We start from the raw sequence: 22,556 nt of genomic DNA, 5'->3' as shown, positions 1-22,556 counted from the left end.
GCAGCATCCACTTTCACCTTCCCTGTAAGTTTCTCCAGCTCTTTATCGAGCTCTTCTCCCTCGCTGACCATCAATTTATCATGTGCCGCCAGCTTATCCGACTCATCCTGGACCGCCTGAGCAGCGGAATCAAAAGTGCTCATCGCACCATCAATATTGTATTTGTCGGTGATCTCCAGCATCCTTTTTTGAGCGTCATTCATCGCAGCAACCGCCTTCAATTCACCCAGTCTGCGAATCTTATCCTGTACCTTTTCCTCTTCCACTTTTAGTTTGGCTCTTGCTGCATCGGCCCGAACTTTGGAAGTTTTCCATGTCGTATCAGCGCGTTCCATTTCCGCTTGGGCTTCCATCTGAAGCTGCAAAGCCCGACGGGCCAGCTTCTCATTTCCCTGACGCAAAGCTTCTTCAGCCTGCATCTGCAAAGTCTTCACCCGTTCCTTTTTTACTTTGGCTTCACGCTCCGCCCGCGCTTCAAAACCGAGAGTCATGGCTGTCGCTTCTCGAAGCGTCTTCAAACTGTCGAGCATTTCACGAACCGTTTGCTCTAACATGGGAATCGTCATCTGGGATTCAGTCTTACCCATCATCCAGTTGAACATGGCAGCAAACATCCGCCTTACGCGCTGAAACATTTCGTTACCTCCTCATGCTTCCGGGCAGGCTTTCACCTTGCGCGATTATATCATAAGGATAAGACGCATCCTGCCAAGAAGAGTTCCAGTTGTTCAAGAGGTTCAAAGTGTTGAAGGTGTTTAGTAAAAGCCCGCAACTCTTTGAACACTTTTCATCCCTTTCTCAGCTTGACAAGAATACCCTTTCCGCTAAGATTGATTTTTCATTCACGAGTCGTTATTCATAAATAGAGAGGAAGAATGACCGAAGGTCCGAAACCTGGATTGGAACCCCCTGTAAAACCTGCTCCGGCCAAGAAAGAAGAGAAAGTATCGCGAAGAAGTTTTGTCACCTGGTTGGCAATTGCGTGGGGCGCGTTTACTGCCGCGATGGGAGTTGCTGCCACAGCGACCATGCGCTTTATGTTTCCCAACGTATTGTTTGAACCGCCCGCGACCTTTAAGGCTGGTTTTCCTGAAGATTACGCTGTAGGAAAAGTGGATGAACGATGGAAAGAAAAGCAGAGTACCTGGATCGTGCGGACTCCGGAAATCATTTACGCTTTGAGCACAACATGCACACACTTAGGTTGCACTCCCAACTGGCTTGAAGCAGAGGGAAAATTCAAATGTCCGTGCCACGGAAGCGGCTTCTATCCTACCGGAATCAATTTTGAGGGTCCTGCGCCCCGTCCACTGGAACGATGGAGAATTACCCTGTCCGATGATGGCCAGTTGATCGTGGATAAGAGTAAAAAGTTTCAGCAAGAAAAAGGCGAATGGAATGATTCTGAGTCGTTCGTTCGTGTTTAAGAGCGCTAGGGAGTAAATATGGCTGCACCGAAAAGAGGAATCTGGTCCCAAATCATCCGCTCGCAAGTTTGGAAATCTATTTTCCGCCACGCAGTGCCGAAAGATACACGCGGAAGAGCTCTCGCAGTTTTGAATAATGTATTTTTGCATCTTCATCCTGTTCGCATCAGAAAATCAGGAATAGCGCTTGGTTACACATGGTGCATGGGCGGGTTAACTTTCTTCCTCTTTCTTGTGGAAACCTTTACGGGTTTGCTTTTGATGTTTTACTACCGCCCCACTCTGGAATATGCGTATATGGATATCGTGGAATTGGGGGAACAGATTCCACTGGGAATCATGCGTGAGCTGCACCGGTGGGGAGCGCACGCGATGGTGATTTCTGTTTGGCTTCACATGTTGCGGGTTTTCTTGACCGGCAGTTATAAACCACCCCGCGAATTCAACTGGGTGGTGGGTGTCATCTTGCTTGTCCTCACTTTGCTGCTGAGCTTCACGGGTTATCTCTTACCGTGGGATCAGCTCGCAATCTGGGCGATCACGGTTGGATCAAATATGGCGCGCGCGACACCGTTTCTTGGTCATGAAGGACCGGGCGCAAGTTTATTGAAGCTGGGCGATGTTGCGTTGGTGCATGCGGGAGATGACGCGCGTTTTGCTTTGTTGGCCGGACGATTTGTAGGCGCGGGCGCTTTACTCCGTTTCTATGTGCTCCATTGTGTGGCAATTCCCGTTGTGGCTGCGATTTTGATGGCTGTGCACTTCTGGCGCGTTCGAAAAGACGGCGGAATTTCCGGTCCTATGTAAAGGAGGATCCATGGAGTACTTTAAGGCCGTCATTAACTGGATCACCAAGCCTGAAATTTTGATCACTGCATCCATGATCATTTTCACCGGACTCCTTTTCACGCGAAAAATATGGACTCCACTGTGGGCAAAAATTCTTTTTGCTTTGGGAGCAGTCTTCATGGTCCTCAGCATGACCGATCCCAATTTCCGCGAAATCGTCATCAAGCCGGACAACGTTCCGATTGTGGCAATGCTTTTTCTGGTTGGCTTTTTTGTCTGGTACGGGTTGTATAAAGGAAAGGCAAACGATGATCGAATGGCTCAAGGGTTGCCACCCAAGGAAGTAGAAGACAATGAAAAGGTCCTGGTATGGCCAAATCTCGTTTACACAGAACTGATCTGTCTTGTAATTTTTTCGTTTGTGCTGGCCGTTTGGGGTATTGGATTAAAGGCTCCGCTGGAACAACCGGCAAATCCGGCTGAATCACCCAACCCGTCCAAGGCCCCCTGGTACTTTCTCGGATTGCAAGAAATGCTTGTGTATTACGATCCCTGGCTTGCCGGAGTTGTGTTTCCAGGACTTATCATTTTTGGACTGATGGCAATTCCTTTCATAGACGTAAATCCGAAAGGGAGCGGCTACTACACTTTTAAAGAGCGAAAATGGGAAATCTCAATTTTCCTTTTCGGTTTTGTGATTCTTTGGGTGCTGTTAATTGTTCTTGGCACATTCTTACGCGGGCCCAACTGGAACTTTTTCGGACCCTATGAATACTGGGATGTGCACAAAGTTCTGGTCTTGAACAATATCAATCTGTCCGAATACTTCTGGGTCATGCTGCTAAAACAGGGATTGCCCACGCAATGGTGGCTCCGCGAAATTGTTGGATTTGTCATTGTGGGGGTGTATACGTTTGTACTTCCTGTAGTTCTGGCAAAAACTGTTTTCAAACGTTTTTATTTGCGGATGGGGCCGGCCCGTTTTTACATCGGCGCCCTGTTGTTCTTAAGCATGGTTGCCTTGCCCTTGAAAATGTACATGCGGTGGTTGTTCAACCTGAAATACATCATCGCAATCCCCGAAGCATTTTTTAACATATAAATGTTCTTATTTAACGCAGAGACGCGGAGACGCAGAGCTAAAAAAGAGAAGAATTTTTTGATTTTCTCTGCGGCTCTGCGCCTCTGCGTTAAAAATAAAGGTTGGGTGCATGCCTAAAAGAGATCCAGATCACGCATTCGATATTTTTCGTCTGAACATGTGGTTTGCTATTACCAGCATCCTGTTGTTTATCTCCTTTGTCTGGATGATGTGGCAGGATTTCGGAAAAGAGTGGAAACATTTTCAGGCTGAGTTCCGCCGCCTGGACCTTGCTAAGACAAAAGCCGCAGGAGTGCAGGAAGCGCAGTCCTTACAATCCAATCCCGAATATCAAAAGGTCCTGGCAGAGAAGAAAGCTGCGACGGAACAGCTGCAGCAACAGCGATCCGATTTGAAAAAAGCCCAGGATGAACTAACCGATTTTCAGGGAACATGGTACAAAGCGGATCAAGCTCACAAATTCCAAAAGGCGGAATATGAAGCACAACGCTATGAGTATGAAGAGGCTGTGGCTGACCATCCCAAAGATGCGCCTGATGAGAAAAAGAAACTGGACAAGATCTTTGAGAAGCTACAAGAATTTTCCGCAGAAAACGATGAAGTAACCGAGAAAAAAGCGGCGTTGGAAGCACGCGTAGAACAATTCACCAAGCGGATCGCCGAGCTGGAAAAAGAAGAAAGCAGGTTAGCAACAAAGCTGGAACGGCTCCGTCGTAAGGAAGAAACAATAAAGCCGAGCGTAGCAAATGTCGTGCGCAATCTTCCTCTTATGGATTTCTTGAATCCCTCGATCAAAATCCAGCAGGTTGTGGTGAATAATCAGTTCGAAGATCTGAATTTTACAACAGTTCCGCGAGTTGATCGTTGCATGACCTGTCACGTTCCGATTGACCAGGAAGGATTCGAAGCAGGGGCAACAGTTGACGGTTATCGCGAAAAAATTCATCAGCCGTACGTATCGCATCCCAAGCTCGATCTGTACGTCGCTTCCGGATCCAAACATCCGATGGAACGTTTCGGGTGCACCGGCTGTCATCTCGGCCGGGGAAGAGCCACGGATTTTGTCACGACAGTGCACATACCGGACAACGAAGAGGAGAAAAAACGCTGGGAAAAGGAATATCACTGGCACAAACTTCACCATTGGGATACGCCGATGTACACAACCGGTATGGTCGAAGCATCGTGCATCAAATGTCATACAGGGGTAGCCCAAATCCCTGAAGGGAACAAAATCAATGTCGCCCGTTCGTTGTTCATAGACAACGGATGTCACGGCTGTCATTTAACAAAAGGGTTTGAAAACCTGCCAAAAGTTGGTCCCGATCTAAGGCACATCAGCAGTAAAGTCAATAAAGAGTGGGCCATGAAATGGGTGGAGAACCCAACAGCATTCCGTCCCACAACGCGGATGCCGAAGTACTTCCATAACTCCAACAATAGTTCTCCGGATGATATTGCAAGAAGCCAGATGGAAGTGAAAGCGATGGTGGAGTACCTCTTCTCCAAATCGGAAGAGATTCCCTACCCGGCTATCGCGGTGACCGGTGATGCTGCAAACGGTCAAAAACTCGTGCGCGAGATCGGATGTGTAGGATGCCATTTGATGGATGGCGAAAAAATGCCCAAAGTCGGATCGCGAAGACGTTTTGGTCCGGCGCTTGTGAAACTTGGATCGAAGGTCAAACCCGAATGGCTATACCACTGGTTGAAAGAACCGCGCCATTATGCTCCCGGAACACGAATGCCGAACATGAGACTTACCGATCAAGAAGCGATGGATATCGCGGCTTACTTGCTTACGTTGCGGGATGCGGCATGGGAAGCCCAGCCGGCGCCTGCTGCAAAGGAAAGCTATCTAAAAGATGAAATCCTCTACTACTTAAAACGGCAATACGGTCTGTCAGCGGAACAGGAATACAGCAAAATGTCCGCTGAGCAAAAGTGGACATTCCTGGGAGATAAGCTCGTTCAGAGATACGGATGCGCGGGATGTCATTTGATTTCGGGTTTGGAAAACGCCAAAGGAATTGGTACTTCCCTTACTGAAGAAGGCAGCAAACTCCTGACGAAATTTGATTTTGGATTCGTTCACGTTGAACATTCTGTGCCCGCATGGATCACACAAAAACTTCATGATCCACGCTCCTTTGATAAGGATCGTGTGAAACGGTGGGATGAAAAACTCATGATGCCGAATTTCGGGTTTAACGATGATGAGAAACAGCATCTGACCATGCTGATCATGGGTCTCACGAAAGAGATTGTTCCGGCGGAAGCTCGAAAGGTGCTGGCAGCGCAGGAACAAGTTGCTGAAAAAGGCCGCTGGTTGGTGATGGAAAAGAATTGCGTCGCCTGTCATAACATTGATGGCTGGGGCGGCGAGATTCAAACCGTCATTACAGAAGAGGGAATGGCCCCGCCGGAGCTTCTGAACGAAGGAGAAAAAGTTCAATCAGACTGGCTCTTCGAGTTTCTAAAATCACCCGGAAAAATTCGTCCATGGCTTAACGTTCGAATGCCGAATTTCCGGTTATCGGATGAAGAAGCAAACACGCTTGTGCAATTTTTCATGGCTTCCGGTAAAGTCGGACCCTTTAATGCTCCTCCCGATGTCAATGTGCATCTTGGCGAAGGACAACAAGTCTTTACGACGTTTCAATGTTCTTCCTGTCACGTTGTTGGCGGGCAGGTACCCGAAGGAAAAACTTCCGCCGATCTCGCTCCGGATCTAACGATGACGAGTTCGCGCCTCAGGGCGGAGTGGATTCTAAAATGGCTGGATGATCCGCAACAGCTTCTTCCCGGAACGCGAATGCCGGACTTTTTTCCGGAAGCAGCCATCCCGGATGTTTTGAATGGAGATTCGTTGCAGCAGCGGATCGCAATTCGAAATTATCTATTCAGCATTGGCAAAGGACCGCAAGCATCGATCGCTCCGGATCTTCCCTTCCGGATTCCGGGGCGCGCGGAAGAACCCGCTACGGCGCCAACAACCACGCCCGCCTCGCAATGAATTCTTCACCGCAGAGAGCGCAGAGACCGCACAGGAACAAATTGACTTCACTCAGCGTTCTCCGCGTCCTCTGCGGTGAAATATGAGCTTGTCTTGAACGGCACGCTACTTGTGTTCGCCCTCTCGCTGGCAATGTTTGCAGGCGCGTGGCTATTATTTGTTTGGTCCATTCGAAGAGTTGAAAAACACTACCTGAGTCATCATCGGGAAGAAAAATGACCGAAGAACCATCTTCAGCGCCTGTCGAAAACGAAATCGAAGCGCAAAAAGAGAAAAAGATTCTGATTATTTTCCGCTTTGTGTTCGTTCCGCTGCTTGTGGTGGGAATAGTCATTTTTATCATTGTTCTATTTGGAAATCTGGCCCTGAAAGAAAAATCGGTCAAAGACTACCTCTACGATATTAGAAGCGGAAGCAAGTCGGAACGTTGGCAGGCGGCCTATCATTTGTCGAACCTGCTTGCGAATCCCAAAAAAGACTATGAGGAGCAAGCGCGCAAGAACCTGCCGGAAATTCTATTGATTTACGATCAGGTAAAAGGGACCGACCCGGAAATCCGGCGCTATCTCGCTTTAACACTGGGCAGATTGCGGGATCCGCGCGCGGTGCCGGCGCTGATCGATTCAGCAAACGATAACGATTCGCAAACCGTAATCTGGTCACTCTGGGCCCTGGGTTCGATTGGGGACCGGGAAGCCACGCCCGTGCTGCTGGAAAAATTGGAAAACACAGATCCCGGGATCCGGATCATGAGCGCCTACGCGCTAGGAGTGCTCAACGACACAAAAGCAGTTCCGGCGCTGCAAGGTCATCTGGATGATTCCTCGGCCGAAGTTTCCTGGAATGCGGCGATTGCGCTTGCCAGACTCGGCGATCCTTCCGGTGCCTCGCTGCTGTCGAAAATGATGGACCGAGCTTACCTCGCTTCTTTTCCAAAGATGAGCGAACCCAGCAAGAAGGAATTGATGACAAATGCCATCAAAGCGGCCGCTAAACTCCACCATCCCCAGCTAACAGAACAGATCAAAGCGATCAGCACCACCGATCCGGACCCGGGTGTCCGAAACGAAGCCATTCAAGCGCTGCGTTAGCGGAAGGCAGGCTCGGCTTCCAGCCTGCGCTACGAGCGAGGGCGTCTCATCCACATTTTTCATATAAAGGAAGCATGCTCAAAAACTACAAAGCGCGAGCGTCCTCTTAAAAGTGGCTTTTAGGACGGAATTCGCCTGAACCTGGAAAGTGCAGGGGTTTGCTGAACCGTTGCAAGCAACAGCCGATCCGGTCCCATCGTGCCAGCCGACAAATTCGTTGAATTTATCGTGCCACATTGTATTTTGGTTGTGTTTGTGGTTGGAGCCGTACCAGATAGAACTCCTTGCACCGAACCGGTTCCGGATCCATCCTTTTGAACAGTCAGCGTGACAGGAATACTGAATCTTGCTTTGAGAAGGGAGCTCTGATTCAGTGTAAAACTACAACCAGCGGTGACTGCATTGCAAACGCTCGCTGACCCCGTTGCATCGCGCCAATGGGCAAACCTGGCATTTACACCCTGTGCCAGAAAGCTCAACGGTGTTCCGGCAGCAATCTTTGCGGCGCAGGTGCCGGAATGTGTCTGACTTTGTCCATTATAGGAACATCTGATTATTTCTACCCTGTGGTGTTATTTTTGCCAATGATGACGCCGTCTCCGCTTCCAAGTCCGTCTACTGTCAACGTCTCGGCAGACACCAGCGCGCAATGAAGGCTCACGATCAGCACCATTGAAAAAAGTACTGAAAGGAATTTGGTCAGTTTCATGATCTTTCTCCTTTATTGAGTTGTTTGATGAATTGCATGAGCGAGCTATTGCTTGGCTGAAAACTCCTGGCTGATCTCGTTTTCGGAACCTTCGTGCCGGAAATCCCATTCATCATTCTTATTGTCGGTATCAATCTTCAGTGTGATTTTGTGGGGTTTCGAAAGATTCGTCGTTCGCAGTGTGATTACAATAGGCACATCTTTCAGCTCGCTTTGTCCGGGCGGAATGATACCGGATGACCATGTGCCAACCAGCGATCCATCGAAAAGGATTCTATTTATGCAGGGAACGCTGGAAGAGCTGCCGATATTTTTTACTATTGCCGGAACGGAGAGGCTCAACACTGTATCCACTGCGCGAAGGCTGAGATCGGTCAGTCTCACGGAACCGCCAAATCCGGGTAACAGATCAGGATGCTGCGGCATTTCAAACAGAGTGCTTGCCTCGTTGTTATTCTCATTGGTTTCAGCGACCAGATTTGCCGGGTCGAGTATTACACGATAACCTGCTCTCCTGGTGGAAAGCGGCATGCTCGATGAATCGTTGTAACCAAAGTTAGCTCCCGTTGAGCTGCACAAAATACTTGAGGATGGAGGAATCAGTTCGACGGGCGGTCCCCCATCGAGCGAACGAAAAATTTTGATCTTTGGCGTGGCAGTGTCGCCTGCTAACTTACAAAGAAGGTTCAAGCCAACTTCCAATTTATGCTGGCCTGTCAATGCGACACTGGACTGATTTACGCTAAGCGTTGCTGAAAAATCACTGGCTGCATATGCAAACACGCTAAAGAGCAGAAACACAGTAAATGGTAGAAATCTTTTCATTGGATCCTCTTTTTCTATTGAGAAGTGATTGATACGGATCGGATGGCGGAGTTATTGGCTTCATCCGATTCAGAAATTTGGTTGTCGACATCCAGATCTATCCGAACCGAATGCGGTCCGGCCCCCACGGGGGAAACCGTCAGTTCCAGGCCGGTCTGATTTGCAGGACGAGTCCCCAAACCTTTGAGTGACGGCACATCAAAACTCGATTTCAGTTGTCCATCTACTAGCACACGTCCTCTGGATGCTCGCGCAGACAGAAATCCAATGTTAATTACGGACATGCTGATTTTGAATTGATTGATTTGAGGCTGAATCAGCGGTGTGACGCCTACAAATGCAATGTCCGGCGCGACCTGCGAGTCTACGCTGTCGGAATTGTTTTGTTCATTCGTTTCAAACACTCTCAGTAGCGGATCGGCCAGTGCTCGAAAACGGACCGTTCTGGCACTTGATGGAACTGTGGCGGGAACCTGGATGCGGTTTCCTGCACCTGTATAAACTTGAAGCGCCTGATCGTCACAGCAAATCCGTTGTTCCTGTCCTTGATCTACTGCCTGAAATACGCGAAGCGTAGCGCTGGTCTGAGGACTGCCCGAAACTCTTAGATCAATTTGTAAAGTCACATCAATTGACGTTCCCGCGCGGATTTGCAGGTCCGTGATGTCGGCTGTTAAGTCTACAGCGAATGACCGCGCCGCAAATAGAACTACCAATGTAAAACAGGAAAGTTGAAGTATTCTCATCTTTCTTCCTCCTTGGATAAGAGATGCATAATGGCGTTCACAACGTTAAACGAGCCCGAACCGCTATTTAAAAAACGCCAGCACGTTCGAATCCGCGTTTAGCCTAAAAACACAGCTCGGATCTGTGCTGCCGTTGCAAATAGCAGCTGATCCTCCAGATGACCACCTCTCAAACGTTAGACCCCCCAGGGGGTTGGCAACCAAAATCAGTTTTTGTCCTGCAGCAAATTGTTTTAGCAAGCATGTCTTTGCCGAGGCGGTATTGACGCAAAGCTCAGCCCCTCCTACTTGCACTACTTTGCCGAAGCCGTTAATGGAAATCGTCAGTGTTGGGTTCTTGATGAATGTTCCCTTGATGGAACTGTTGGTGCTTATATCAAAAGAGCAGTTACTCTTCGATCCATTACAGCCGATCGCAGAACCAGTGCCACCTGACCATCCCAGGAAAGTACTCTCTGTTGAAGCCGTCGCGGAAAAGATGACCTCGGCTCCGGGAACAACTTTTTTCGAGCAAGCGTGGGGAGGCTGAATCGAGCATGCAAGCGTAGAACTTCCATCAGTAAATGTACCGCTAGCCTTGACGTTCCCTGCCCCATTGCCTTCCGTTATTGCTGTGATGTTATGGCCAAAAGTTGCTATTAAAGATGTTGTGACCTGCGTCAATTTGAGCTTGCAAGGGTTATTCTGCCCCACGCATTCTCCAGCACCCCCTGTTGGACTGATCCATCCTGCAAAGGTGAATCCTGAATTCGGCGTTGCTGTAATCACAATTTCGTTATCCGAGGTCGTTGTTTCAGAGCAATCGGTTCCACTTGTTCCACCACAGTTAATAACAGCTCCTCTTACCCGCGCTGTTTCTCCAATGACTTTTCCTCCTCCCTGAATGGATACATTTAACGTACCCTGAAACGCATAAGCCGAACTCCAAAACCCAAATGCAGAGACACCGAGCACAATAATTGAAATAATCCACCGTTTCATTGAAATCCTCCTTTTTGATTGCGCTGGTCGTTGTGATTTGGCAGCAGATGCAAAATTTCTTGTGTTGTTCGAACTCGACCAAATGTCATTCCGAAAATCTGTCGTCAGACTTGCCTGATCCTTCAATCGGATCATTTCGAAAACCTTCTCATGCTCATTCATATTGCTTTCTTCTGTACTACATCGTAATCAGGAGTTAAAACGAAGTCATTCAAAAACGGTACGGTTTTGGTAAAATTTCCATATGATTTTTCCGGCATGAAACCAATTGACCCATTAGCTTTCCTCCTTTCTGTCTGAATACCGTCGCGATGGTAAAATGGCAGACTGGTAAATTATGGATAACGATGTAACGCAATTGTTGATTGCCTGGAGTCGAGAGGATCGGGAAGCACTGGATCGCCTGGTGCCTCTGGTTTCTACACCGATTTTGGATTCGAAGACATACTGAAGATGGAAATATTCCTGTTGATCAGAAGCCTCCCGCTGCCGGCCCACGATGGATTCTGGAATCTGTTACACAAACCCCTTCGACACCTCCGAAAGGATGGAGTTGTAGCTCGGGATCCGCATCGCTGCAGGTTTATAACGGTGACAAATTCAGTTTCAGCTGGACTCCTCCGCCACAACAGATCGATGCCAACGGCTTTTCAACCTCCATCAGCGTGCAAGCCACTGCCGCCGGACCGAACAACAGGATCTCCAGACTAATCAAATGTGTCCGGCACCGGACTCACGTCGGATGTCCCTTCTGGTGAGCAACACGCGAATGCGAGCGGTACCGGGAGTGCTAACGCTTCAAAAACCCGTTTCCTTCAAGCCAAGTGGTTCCTATTCAGATATCGAAGTCCTTGTAGGGCTGCAATAGGGGGAAATCAGGTTTACATACAAATATCGGCGCGCTGATTGAGGATAAATGTCCTAAAGGTTCGATGCTCGATTTCTCCCCCTTATCAAGGGGGAGAGAAAGAGGGGTTGTCTTATTGGAGTGTTTTCCAACCTCCCCTCAATCCCCTCCTCCATAAGGAGGGGAGTCAGGTTTAGTTTTAAATACCGCCAAACCGATTGAGGCTGAATTAGAAGGAATTTGGTACAATACCTCACAAAGCATGAATCCTACGGTCACGGTGATTGTACCGGCATACAATGCGTCCGCTACGCTGTCGCTCTGTTTGAAGGCGCTGCTAGAGGAGCCGGAGCGAGAGATTATTGTGGTGGACGACTGTTCCACCGATACGACTCCAGAGATCGCGCGATCGATGGGGGTTCAGCTGATTCAAACAGCGAAGCGCTCAGGCCCTGCTGCGGCCCGCAATTTAGGCGCAGAAAAAGCGGCCGGCGAAATCCTCTTCTTCGTAGATGCGGATGTTGTGATCCACAAAAATTCCATTTCCCTGGTTCAAAATATTCTGCAAGACGAGAAACTTGCTGCTGTGTTCGGTTCTTACGATGATGAGCCTGCAGAAGAAAACTTTCTCTCTCAATACAAGAATCTTTTGCATCATTTCGTACATCACAACAGCAACGCTGACGCAAGCACGTTCTGGGCCGGATGCGGAGCTATCCGCAAAGATCTGTTCCTTTCCGTAAGTGGATTCAATGCGGAAATTTATCCTCATCCTTCAATTGAAGACATCGAGCTTGGTGTGCGATTGAGAAAAAAGAACCTACTCATTCGCCTGGACAAACGTCTTCAGGGTAAACATCTTAAAAAATGGAATGCCCTCTCGCTGTTAAGAGCGGACATTTTGTACCGGGCCTTCCCCTGGTCACGGCTGATTGCAGATATGGGTGAGGTTCCGAATGAGCTGAATTTGCACAGCTCACACCGTATCAGCGCGGTGCTTGCCGCACTATTCTTTGCCCTACTTCTCATAGGAGTTTTCTTTCCTTCCTGGTCGATCGTTGCCGAAGCAGTCCTATTGCTTGCACTGGTAATATTCTTGAACCGCTCCCTCTACGCATTTTTCTTGCGCAAGAAGGGTCTGATTTTCGTCACGGGCGCAATTTTCTGGCACATGTTCTATTACGTTTATAGTGGAATTGTTTTCGTATTCTGCTGGACGCGCTACCGTCTGCTACATTCCGGAGACCGTCCGTCTCTGCATCCTCTGCCAGCGAAAATCAATGAAAAAAGGTAACAAACGAACCAAATCGGCGGCCGCATTTTACGATATGGACGGCACGCTTGTAAAAACAAACCTGGTTCATGCGCTGCTTTTTCAGGCAAGAAACCAGCAAGGCGTTCTTCAGAGTATTACGCGCACAGCCCAAATTACAGCTTCCATTCCGATCTTTTTTCTGACCGACCTTTACAACAGATCTGTGTTTCAGGAAAAATTCTTTCGTTCTTATAAAGGAGAATCGGAAGACCGTTTGCATTTTCTGTCTGAAGAATTGTTCGAACAGGTGATTAAGCCATCCATTTTCCCGGGTGCAATCGATTTGATTGAGCGTTCGCGCAATATTGGATTGCGGCAGGTTCTGGTCACCGGCGCGCTGGACATCACGGTCGCGCCGCTTGCCCGCTATCTGCGGATCGATGATTGGATCACGAACCGCCTGGAATTCGTGGATGGTTTTGCAACAGGAAGATTGTTGCCTCCTGTGATGGTGAATGCAACGAAGGCCTCCTGGATTCGGACGTATGCAGAAAAGGAAGGTTTGAGCCTGCATGACAGCTACTGCTATACTGATAGTATTAGCGACTTACCTATGTTATCTGTAGTAGGACATCCGGCTGCGGTGAATCCGGATTTTCGTTTACGCAGCGCCGCCAATCAGAACAACTGGCCGATCCTGGATTTGACGTAGCGCGGACGTCCCGTCTGCGCTAAGCTCGCAGGCGGGACGCCCGCGCTACTTTGCTAAGTGAGGGAATCATGAGTTTAGCGTTACGGAGAAGACAGTACGATCACGTAGTCCACATCGACACGGATTCTCAACCACGCATCCTGCACTACGGTGAAGATTTCTTGTTGGAAGATCTTCCCGTTGGAACGCGCGTTATCTATCCAAAGCCACCGATCGTTGGGTTGCCGAATCCGGAAGCAGCCATTCGTTATGCCCTTCATCATCCGTTGGAAGCTGAACCGCTCCATGCACAGCTTTATCCCGGGATGAAAGTCACCATAGCGATGGATGACATTTCCCTTCCCCTTCCTCCCATGAAAACTCCTGATATCCGCAAGCAGATTCTCGAAATCGTTCTGGATATGCTGACCGCGCACGGAGTCGAAGACATTCATTTGATCGTCGCAAATTCGCTTCATCGAAAACTGACCGAAGGGGAGATGAAGCGGATGGTCGGCTCAAAAATATTCAAGGAATATCATCCGGATCGATTTTACAATCACGATGCAGAAGATCCGGAGGGGATGATCTCCCTTGGCCAAACGGACCACCAGGAACCGGTCAACATCAATCGCCGCGCGGCAGAAAGCGACCTGCTGATCTACGTCAACATCAATCTCGTGCCAATGGACGGCGGTCACAAATCAGTGACCGTTGGATTGTGTGACTATGAAAGCCTGCGCCCTCATCACGAACCTCAAACCATCATTGATTCGGATAGCTACATGGATCCGGCTCACTCCTCTCTCAGCCGGAAGTGCGAAAGGATGGGAAGGATTGTTGATGAGCACATGAACGTTTTTCATATTGAAACAGCGCTGAACAACGACATGTTTCTGAGTCCCATGAGTTTTCTTGCAAAGAATGAAGATCAATTCAGCGACAAGGATTGGGCACTGTTTAATGTGACCAAAGCAACTCTGGAAAAGCTCCCGCGCGCCGCAAAACGCAAAATGTTTTTTCAAATTCCTTCGAACTACAAAATGATCGCCTGTTATGCGGGAAAAACCGAACCGGTCCACGAAAGGACGTTGAAGCATTGCTTCGATCAGTATGCAGTTCCGGTGAAAGGACAATGCGACATTTTGATTACAGGCATCGCCTACATATCTCCTTACAACGTGAATTCGATTTTGAATCCGGTTCTGGTTCAGGTGATGGGGCCCGGCTACTTCTTCAACATGTATAGAAACAAGCCGGTTGTGAAAAAGGGTGGGGTGATGATCCTGACTCATCCCTGTTACGATGAATTTGATCCGGCCTTTCATCCCAGCTACATCGAATTCTTCAATCGATGCCTTCCGGACACAAAGGACAGCTTTGAGCTGCGCGAAAAATATGAGCTCGAATTTGCGCACGATCCAAACTACATTCAGATGTACCGCCGCGGAAATGCTTATCACGGAGCCCATCCTTTCTTCATGTGGTACTGGGCGGAAAACGGCCGCAAACATCTGGGCAAAATCATTGCAGTTGCAGACAACACCTACGTTCCGGAAATGCTTGGCTGGGATCGCGCCAGCTCACTGACTGAGGCAATCCACATGGCAAAGAGCATGATGGGACGTTCCGCTGAAATTACGATGCTTCATCACCCACCAATTTTCATGTCAGACATGGAATAATCAACGCGAAGGCGCGAAGAAAAAAATATTTCTTTCCGTCTTTGCGCCTTTGCGTTTTAAATCATGATTGAGCGGTTTTTCAAACTCAAAGAGAACGGGACCGATGTAAGAACAGAAGTGCTGGGCGGAGCCACGACTTTCGTAACAATGGCTTACATCCTGATTCTGAATCCGGCGATACTGAGTTTTGCCGGAATTCCAGCAGGACCAAGCACGGTGGCTACTGGACTTGCTGCAATTTTCGGTTGCCTGCTGATGGGCTTTTACGCAAACCGCCCGATTGCTGTTGCGCCTTACATGGGTGAAAACGCATTCATTGCCTTTGGTCTTGCTGCGATGGGCATCACATGGCAGCAGCGATTGGGTTCCGTGTTTATCAGCGGAATCATTTTCCTCCTGATCACGGTGATTGGTTTGCGTACGTGGTTGGCAAACTCCGTATCCAACAGCTTGAAACACAGTTTCGCGGTTGGCATCGGTTTGTTTCTAACATTGATCGGAATGTACGAAACCGGAATTGTAACAAGCTTTGTAACCGGAATGCCTGCCGCCGCTATGCTGCAGCCAAACACAGAATTCCTTCGCAATCCGGATGTGCCTGTGAAGATTGGAAACCTTCACGATCCACAGGTTTTGCTCGCCATCGCGGGCTTTCTCATCATGGTTGTGCTGATGTATCACCGCGTCAAAGGCGCAATCCTGATTGGCATTGCTGTGACAGCAATTGCAGGGCAGATTTTGGGATTCGGTCATGCGCCGAAGGGTATTCTTGCGATTCCATTTCAAGGAGAATACTCGCTCGCGCCGATCGCATTTCAACTCGATATTGCCGGTGTTTTAAAACTAGCATTTTTGCCCGTCCTTCTAACACTCTTCCTGATGAGTTTCCTCGATACGCTCGGCACTTTGATGGGTTTGGGTGCCGCAGGCGATATGCTGGATAAAGAAGGAAATTTTCCGGGGATTGAAAAGCCCATGGTTGTCGATGCTTTGAGCTGCGTCTTTAGCGGCGTGATCGGAACATCGACAAGCGGCGCCTATATTGAATCGGCAACTGGCATCCGCGAAGGCGCTCGAACGGGACTTGCTTCTGTCATCACGGCACTCCTGTTCGGAGTTTCACTTTTCCTTATCCCGTTGATTGAACCACTGCAAATGCTGCGCTTCGCTTATGCGCCTGCGCTGATGGCGGTCGGTACCTTGATGGTCGCTTCCTTTGCAAGGATCGATTTTAACAACGCTACCGAGCTGATTCCTGCATTTGCCACGATAGCAATGATGGTGTTTACGTACAATATCGCCAATGGGCTGACGGCCGGCCTGATTCTTTATCCGGTGCTGAAACTTTTGACCGGCCGACAGAAAGAATTGAACGCGGGGGCCATAGTACTCGCCGTACTCTGTTTGCTGTACTACGTGTTCGGGCTACCCCACTAACAAAGTACCGCGGAGTCTCGTCTGCGGAACTCTGCGCAGGCGGGACGCCCGCGCTACTTTGATTACCGAATTACCCAGACGCCTCCCACGAAAGCATGGCCACAGCGAGGCCGGTGCACATGGCCTTTCACAAAATACCATTTGCTCCGGTGATAATAGTGGCCACATCGCGCGGAGTGAATATGCCCTTTTTGAATCACAACGGCCCTTGCTCGAACGTGCGCCGCAGAGACCGGACTTACCATCAAGAACATCGAAACAAGAGCCGCACCTAACAGTACTTTTAAAATCTTCATTTCTTATCTCCTTCACTCAATGAAACACGACCACGGTGCGAAGGTTACATAAACAAGGTAGCGCGGACATCTCGTCTGCGGAACTTTGCGCAGGCGGGACGCCCGCGCTACTTTGTTTATTTGTACTGCTACCCCGTATCTACTATAATTTGTGCCATGTCGACGGTCTCGCCGAGCGAGATTTTCCGAAACCGGTCCATTTTCTTCATTGGCGGCACCGGTTTTCTCGGGAAGGTGACGCTCAGCATGTTGCTGCACCATTTTCCCGAAGTGGGCAAAATCTACTTGATGGTTCGCGCCGGCTCGAGTCAGGACAGCGAGGACCGATTCTGGACGAACATCTTCTCGTCTCCAGCGTTTGATCCGGTCCGCCAGAAATACGGCTCCAGCGTAAAAGAATATCTGAGCGAGAAACTTACGATTCTGGGCGGAGATATCACACACAAAAACCTGGGATATACGGAAGAGCAAGCTCAAGAAATCGCTCAAGATATCGATCTGGTTCTGAATTCTTCTGGAAACGTCAGCTTCAATCCTCCGCTTGAAACGGCATTGAAAACGAATGTCACAGGCACGCAGAATCTGATCGAGTTTGTAAAGCGGATGAAGCGTCCTGCTTTCGTCCATACCAGCACCTGTTTTGTTGCAGGCAATCGCTCCGGTCAGGTTTGGGAAGAGGATCCTGTTGTTGGCTACTTTCCGCGGCGCAAGGACATGAAGGACGCTCACTTTTCGGTTGATCAAGAGCTGAAAGACTGCGACCGTCTGATCCGCTCTGTCGTAGAAGAAGCCACCGATGCGACTTTGAACGCAGAATTCCACGCGATCGCCCGCAAACGATTGATCGAAGAGGGACGGGATCCCGATGATGAAAGCACGCTCAATCTTGCTGCTGCGCGCGAACGGAAGGACTGGATCCGAAATCGCATGAGCGATCTCGGCTTGCAACGCGCCCAATGGTGGGGCTGGCCGAACATCTATACCTACACCAAAAGCATGGCCGAACAAATGATTGCAGCCGAAACCGGCATTGCCCGCGCGATTATCCGCCCAGCAATTGTGGAAAGCTCTCTCAGCTATCCATTCAGTGGATGGAATGAAGGATTCAATACGACTGCGCCTCTGATTCTTTTTGCGTTGAACGGCCAATTTGAATTCCCGGTAAATAACAATCTTGTTCTCGATATTGTGCCGGTCGATTTCGTTGCCTCTGCCATGCTCTCGATAGCGGCACAAACCATCGTTGAAGAACCGGATCTCGTTTATCAGCTTTGTTGCGGTGATGTGAATCCTGCTCGCATGCGAAGAATTGTTACTTTACTTGGCCTGTACAAACGGAAATACTTCCAGGATAAGGAAACGGGCAACCAGTTTATCAACGCGCTTGCCTCACGAATGGAAGCGCGCCCGATCGAGGATAACTATTTTCGAAAACTCGTACCGTTCGTTCACAAGACTTCGAAAAAAGCGATCAAGCTTTTGGATAAGGCGAAACCTTATGGAACCTTCAGTGGTCTGCTTCAGAGCGTCAAAAAAGGAGCGCAACATTTGGAAGCGTTTATCCAGGAAGGGCTCGATGCCTACGAACAGTTCCGGCCGTTCATGGTGCTCAACGAATATCAATTTCGCGCCGATCATGTGCGGGCCTTGTTTGCGCGGATCGCCACAGAAGATCGCGAACGGCTCAATTGGGCTCCCGAGTCGATCGATTGGTATCACTACTGGCTGAAGGTTCATTTCCCCGGCTTGAAAAAGTGGGTCTTCCCGAAGATGGAAGAGATCGGCCGTCCCAAGCCCAAACGCGTCTACACGTATCGCAACTTGATGGAACTCTTCCATGCAGTGACCAAGCTTCATGAGAACCGGATCGCCATGCGAATGGAGCGCAAGGGGGAACTCGAAGAATACACATACGCGGATCTGCACGAGCTCGTCACGCGAGCAGCAACATTTCTTCACGGTGAAGGAATTGCGGCAGATGACCGTGTGGGATTGCTCTCGGAAAATTCTCCCGAATGGGGCATCAGCTACTTTGGCATCTTAAAAGCCGGGGGCACTGCAATTCCGCTCGATAAGGATTTGACTACTGATGAAATTGCCAATCTTTTGGTCGCTGGAAATGCAAAAAGCTTGATCCTGAGCAAAAAATATTTGCGAAAGCATGATCGTTTGCCGGAAAAACTGAAGCAGACGGGCCGTGAAGTATCGATCTGGACGTTCGATCAGATCTATGATCTTCGGGACGAAAAAATCGAAACTGCACTTGCCGCAAAACTGCCCAAAGCAAAACCAACAGCGATTGCTTCGCTGATCTTCACTTCCGGCACAACCGGCCGTCCGAAGGGCGTCATGCTGACGCACAAAAATCTGAGCAGTATGATGGCACAGCTATTAAAAGTTTACGACGTCACTGCGGAAGATGGCTTTTTGAGCATGCTCCCTTTGCATCATACGTTTGAATTCTCCACCGGATTTTTGCTTCCACTGAGCCGTGGCGCGCAAATCACTTACCTCGAAGAGCTGAACAGCGATTCCATTTCAAAAGGATTGAAAGAGGGACACGTGACCATCATGGTGGGCGTGCCTGCTCTATGGGATCTTCTGCGACGCCGCATCCTGAAAAAATTCGGGGACAAGTCGGAAAAACTCGAAGGCTTCGTGAAAGGACTCATCAGCTTGAACAAATGGATCCGCGAAAAGAGCTCGCTGAATCTTGGTCCTTTCTTGTTCTTCCCCGTTCATCATGGGCTGGGCGGAAAGATCCGGTATCTGATCAGTGGCGGGTCCGCGTTATCTGAAAAATCGTATGAAACTTTTTATGGCCTCGGTTTCTCCATGAATGAAGGCTATGGTCTGACGGAAGCTTCTCCAGTTTTAACCGTGACCCGGCCCGATGCGAAACCTCTGGTAGGCAGCGTTGGAGAAGCGCTTCCCGGAGTGGAAGTAAAAATTCTGCATCCGAATGAACAGGGAATCGGTCAAGTAATCGCGCGCGGACCAAACGTGATGGCCGGTTATTATGAAAATAAGGAAGCGACCGATATGACGATCATCGATGGCTGGCTTCATACAGGGGACCTGGGATACATCGATTCTGCCGGAAACCTCTTCCTTGTTGGGCGCTCGAAAGATTTGATTGTCGGATCGAGCGGCAAAAACGTTTATCCGGATGAGCTTGAAGAACTTTATAGACATCATGATTTGATCAAAGAGCTAAGCATTGTTGGCCTGCCTGATGAAGACGGCGAGCGAATTTCCTGCATTGTCGTGCCGGATTACGAATTTGATGAAAAACTTCATCGTTCGCAGGTTCACACGAAAATAGAAGAACACTTCCGTGAAATTTCCTCCAGTCTGCCTGTCTACAAACGCGTTCAATGGTTGCAGTTCCATGATGAGGAGCTGCCACGCACCGGCACCCGAAAGGTAAAGAGACGCGAGATTATTTCGATTCTGCAAAAGAGAATCGCTGAAGCACCGCCGCAACGCCCCGCATTTGCCGATGTGCCCTCCTCCGATTGGCTGGTGATGATGGTGTCTCAAGTTTGTGGAAAGCCTGCTTCAAACATTCATGACAACACAACATTTGATGAGCTGGGTTTCGACAGTTTGATGTACAACGAGCTGGGAGCAGCCATTGAAGCCAGTGGCCGCAAAATTCCTCCGACCGCGAATCTCAGCGGTATCACAAACATCAAGGAGCTTGCTGAGTTTTTGCGAGCCGGATCCCGCGCGATGGTTTCAGCGGAGCGGCAGACAAGAAGTTTGAAAAAGAAAGAAGACCTAGAATTGCCATCCATCCTTCGAGACGCCGGGAGCCTTGGCCTGGATGTGATTCAAAGAATTTTCTACAAGAAAGTCATGAATGTGCGAATCGAAGGAAAAGGCAACATTCCGGTTCACACGAATTTCATCGTAGCCCCAAATCACTGCTCGCATCTAGATATGGGTCTCGTGAAAACCGCGATGGGAGATGCGGGAAAAAACATGGTGGCTGTCGCTGCCGCCGATTATTTTTTCGATAACAAATACAAACGCGCATTTTTCGACAATTTCACGAACCTCATTCCGATGGAACGCAAAGGGTCCCTCCGCGAATCGCTCCAACTGGCACACGATCATTTGCATCATGGCTACAATCTCCTGCTCTTTCCTGAAGGCACGCGGTCTGTCACTGGAGAAATTCAAGAGTTTAAATCGAGTCTTGGTTACCTTGCCTTGCGAACAGGCAAAGGAATTCTACCGGTCTATCTTTCCGGAACGTTCGAAGCGATGCCGAAAGGCAGCTCAACGATCAAATCACGCAAACTGAGCGTGCGATTTGGTCCGTTCCTATCACACGACCTGCTGGGAAAATTGACCAAAGGAATGCCGAAAAATGACGCTTACCGTTTGATCACAGCAGTCGTACAACGAATTGTGGAACGTATGAAAGAGGGTCTGGATCCCGCAATCGATTTGAACACCGTCCGCCGCCAGTGGACTCGCGAACAACATCCGCAAATCGAAGCGACGCCCGTGACCGGCGATTGATCATGCCCCGCCACAAAACTCCTTCCTCTAAGATATTAGTAACAGGTGGGACCGGTTTTCTTGGCAAACATCTTGTGGAGGAACTGCTCCAGCGCGGCGAAAAGCAGATCCGCGTTTTAACCACCTCCCCGCCCGAGTGGTTGCAAACCCTGGATGTCGAAGTGGTGGAAGGCTCCGTAACATCGGCCGAAATCGTAAAAGTTGCAGTGGAAGGTGTGCAGCAAATCTACCATCTTGCAGGCCGCGTCTCCAGAAACGACGAAGAAAAACGGGAGATGTACGCCGTCCATGTGGATGGAACACGCATTCTTTGCGAAGCTGCAATCAAAGCTGGAGCCCGGAGAATGGTTCTGGCCTCCAGCAGCGGAACGATCGCCATCACCGAAGATGGTTTTGAAATTCCAAATGAAGAGTGGCCGACTCCGATCGAAATCATCTCCAAATTTCCTTACTACGCCAGCAAACTCTATCAGGAAAAAACGGCTCGAATGATCTGCAAAAATCACATGGAGCTTGTAATTCTAAATCCCTCCCTTCTGCTGGGACCGGGCGATGAAAGGCTCAGTTCGACTCAGGATGTGTTGAAGTTTCTGGCGGGTGACATTCCTGCCACTCCATCGGGAGGCATGAATTTTGTGGATGTGCGCGATGTCGCGCCTGCATTTTATAATGCGATGCAACACGGAATTCCAGGAGAGCGTTACTTACTGGCGGGGCCTAACTGGACGCTGGAAAGATTTTTCGGCCATCTGGAAAGGGTTTCAAAAGTTTCTGCTCCACGCCTCAAAATACCGGCCAGACTCCACACAGTGAGTTCCAAAATAGTAGAAGGAGCGTACAAAACGGTGGGTAAGACACCGCCAGTGGAACCAGTCAGCATGGAAATGTCCCGTTATTTCTGGTATGCCGACTCCACAAAAGCGAAAGAGGAGCTGGGCTTTTCGCCCCGCGACCCGCAGGAAACACTCCACGACACCGTGCAGTATCTACGCACCCAGTTTCTGGGAGCCGGCATCTTCAACTGATTTCTCTTCCACGGCAAGCGCGGGGCTCGTCAGGATCGACAGAGCAAAAGCCACGACGAAAATGAACCCGATTCCGAAGAACACCAGAGCCAGCATGATGG

19 protein-coding genes are annotated in these 22,556 nt (G+C 49.3%); 12 read left to right on the top strand and 7 right to left on the bottom strand.

Annotation, left to right across the window (positions count from 1 at the left end; translation table 11 throughout):
• Positions 1–635 (bottom strand): PspA/IM30 family protein (locus tag L0156_28675; protein ID MCI0606979.1); only part of this gene is annotated, 635 nt, incomplete at its 3' end.
• Between the two features lie 240 nt (positions 636–875).
• Between L0156_28675 and L0156_28670 the strand changes: the two genes are divergently transcribed.
• The 5 genes from L0156_28670 to L0156_28650 all read left to right on the top strand — a co-directional run bounded on the left by L0156_28670 (position 876) and on the right by L0156_28650 (position 7,425).
• A complete protein-coding gene (locus L0156_28670) occupies positions 876–1,427 on the top strand; it encodes a ubiquinol-cytochrome c reductase iron-sulfur subunit (GenBank protein ID MCI0606978.1) in 552 nt (183 codons plus the stop codon).
• Between the two features lie 18 nt (positions 1,428–1,445).
• A complete protein-coding gene (locus tag L0156_28665) occupies positions 1,446–2,234 on the top strand; it encodes a cytochrome b N-terminal domain-containing protein (GenBank protein ID MCI0606977.1) in 789 nt (262 codons plus the stop codon).
• Between the two features lie 10 nt (positions 2,235–2,244).
• Positions 2,245–3,318 (top strand): hypothetical protein, encoded by a 1,074-nt coding sequence (locus L0156_28660; protein MCI0606976.1) that lies wholly within the window; start codon positions 2,245–2,247, stop codon positions 3,316–3,318.
• 109 nt (positions 3,319–3,427) lie between these two features.
• The gene (locus L0156_28655) at positions 3,428–6,334 is read left to right on the top strand and encodes a c-type cytochrome (protein ID MCI0606975.1); all 2,907 of its coding nucleotides are present in this window, start codon (positions 3,428–3,430) and stop codon (positions 6,332–6,334) included.
• 215 nt (positions 6,335–6,549) lie between these two features.
• The gene (locus tag L0156_28650; GenBank protein ID MCI0606974.1) at positions 6,550–7,425 is read left to right on the top strand and encodes a HEAT repeat domain-containing protein; all 876 of its coding nucleotides are present in this window, start codon (positions 6,550–6,552) and stop codon (positions 7,423–7,425) included.
• 119 nt (positions 7,426–7,544) lie between these two features.
• Here L0156_28650 and L0156_28645 read toward each other — a convergent pair whose 3' ends face one another.
• The 5 genes from L0156_28645 to L0156_28625 form a co-directional block, all read right to left on the bottom strand.
• Positions 7,545–7,904: a hypothetical protein gene (locus L0156_28645; protein ID MCI0606973.1), complete on the bottom strand. Its 360-nt coding sequence runs from the start codon at positions 7,902–7,904 to the stop codon at positions 7,545–7,547.
• An 80-nt stretch (positions 7,905–7,984) separates the two neighbouring features.
• A complete protein-coding gene (locus L0156_28640; protein MCI0606972.1) occupies positions 7,985–8,134 on the bottom strand; it encodes a hypothetical protein in 150 nt (49 codons plus the stop codon).
• Between the two features lie 45 nt (positions 8,135–8,179).
• On the bottom strand, positions 8,180–8,959 hold the full coding sequence (locus tag L0156_28635; protein ID MCI0606971.1) for a hypothetical protein: 780 nt from the start codon (positions 8,957–8,959) through the stop codon (positions 8,180–8,182).
• 14 nt (positions 8,960–8,973) lie between these two features.
• Positions 8,974–9,705 carry a hypothetical protein gene (locus L0156_28630; GenBank protein ID MCI0606970.1) on the bottom strand — a complete coding sequence of 244 codons (732 nt, stop codon included), beginning with the start codon at positions 9,703–9,705 and terminating at the stop codon, positions 8,974–8,976.
• A gap of 63 nt (positions 9,706–9,768) precedes the next feature.
• Positions 9,769–10,848 carry a hypothetical protein gene (locus L0156_28625; protein MCI0606969.1) on the bottom strand — a complete coding sequence of 360 codons (1,080 nt, stop codon included), beginning with the start codon at positions 10,846–10,848 and terminating at the stop codon, positions 9,769–9,771.
• Positions 10,849–11,051: 203 nt separating this feature from the next.
• Between L0156_28625 and L0156_28620 the strand changes: the two genes are divergently transcribed.
• From L0156_28620 to L0156_28600, 5 genes are all read left to right on the top strand, one after another.
• On the top strand, positions 11,052–11,444 hold the full coding sequence (locus L0156_28620) for a hypothetical protein (GenBank protein ID MCI0606968.1): 393 nt from the start codon (positions 11,052–11,054) through the stop codon (positions 11,442–11,444).
• Between the two features lie 351 nt (positions 11,445–11,795).
• Positions 11,796–12,827 (top strand): glycosyltransferase, encoded by a 1,032-nt coding sequence (locus L0156_28615; protein ID MCI0606967.1) that lies wholly within the window; start codon positions 11,796–11,798, stop codon positions 12,825–12,827.
• Positions 12,814–13,500, top strand: a complete 687-nt coding sequence (locus L0156_28610) for an HAD family phosphatase (GenBank protein ID MCI0606966.1) — start codon at positions 12,814–12,816, stop codon at positions 13,498–13,500. The genes L0156_28615 and L0156_28610 overlap by 14 nt, the downstream gene beginning before the upstream one ends.
• 68 nt (positions 13,501–13,568) lie before the next feature.
• Positions 13,569–15,164 carry a nickel-dependent lactate racemase gene (locus L0156_28605; protein MCI0606965.1) on the top strand — a complete coding sequence of 532 codons (1,596 nt, stop codon included), beginning with the start codon at positions 13,569–13,571 and terminating at the stop codon, positions 15,162–15,164.
• A 63-nt stretch (positions 15,165–15,227) separates the two neighbouring features.
• The gene (locus tag L0156_28600) at positions 15,228–16,601 is read left to right on the top strand and encodes an NCS2 family permease (protein MCI0606964.1); all 1,374 of its coding nucleotides are present in this window, start codon (positions 15,228–15,230) and stop codon (positions 16,599–16,601) included.
• 62 nt (positions 16,602–16,663) lie between these two features.
• Here the strand turns inward: L0156_28600 and L0156_28595 are convergent, their stop codons facing one another.
• Positions 16,664–16,897 (bottom strand): hypothetical protein, encoded by a 234-nt coding sequence (locus L0156_28595; protein MCI0606963.1) that lies wholly within the window; start codon positions 16,895–16,897, stop codon positions 16,664–16,666.
• Positions 16,898–17,053: 156 nt separating this feature from the next.
• Between L0156_28595 and L0156_28590 the strand changes: the two genes are divergently transcribed.
• Complete coding sequence (locus L0156_28590) at positions 17,054–21,430, top strand: AMP-binding protein (protein ID MCI0606962.1); 4,377 nt, start codon at positions 17,054–17,056, stop codon at positions 21,428–21,430.
• Between the two features lie 2 nt (positions 21,431–21,432).
• Positions 21,433–22,455: an NAD-dependent epimerase/dehydratase family protein gene (locus tag L0156_28585; GenBank protein MCI0606961.1), complete on the top strand. Its 1,023-nt coding sequence runs from the start codon at positions 21,433–21,435 to the stop codon at positions 22,453–22,455.
• The last annotated feature ends 101 nt before the right edge of the window (positions 22,456–22,556 follow it).

Source organism: bacterium, from assembly GCA_022616075.1.
In the GTDB taxonomy this organism is placed as follows: Bacteria; Acidobacteriota; HRBIN11; order JAKEFK01; family JAKEFK01; genus JAKEFK01.
This window is presented reverse-complemented; position numbering and strand designations above follow the sequence as displayed.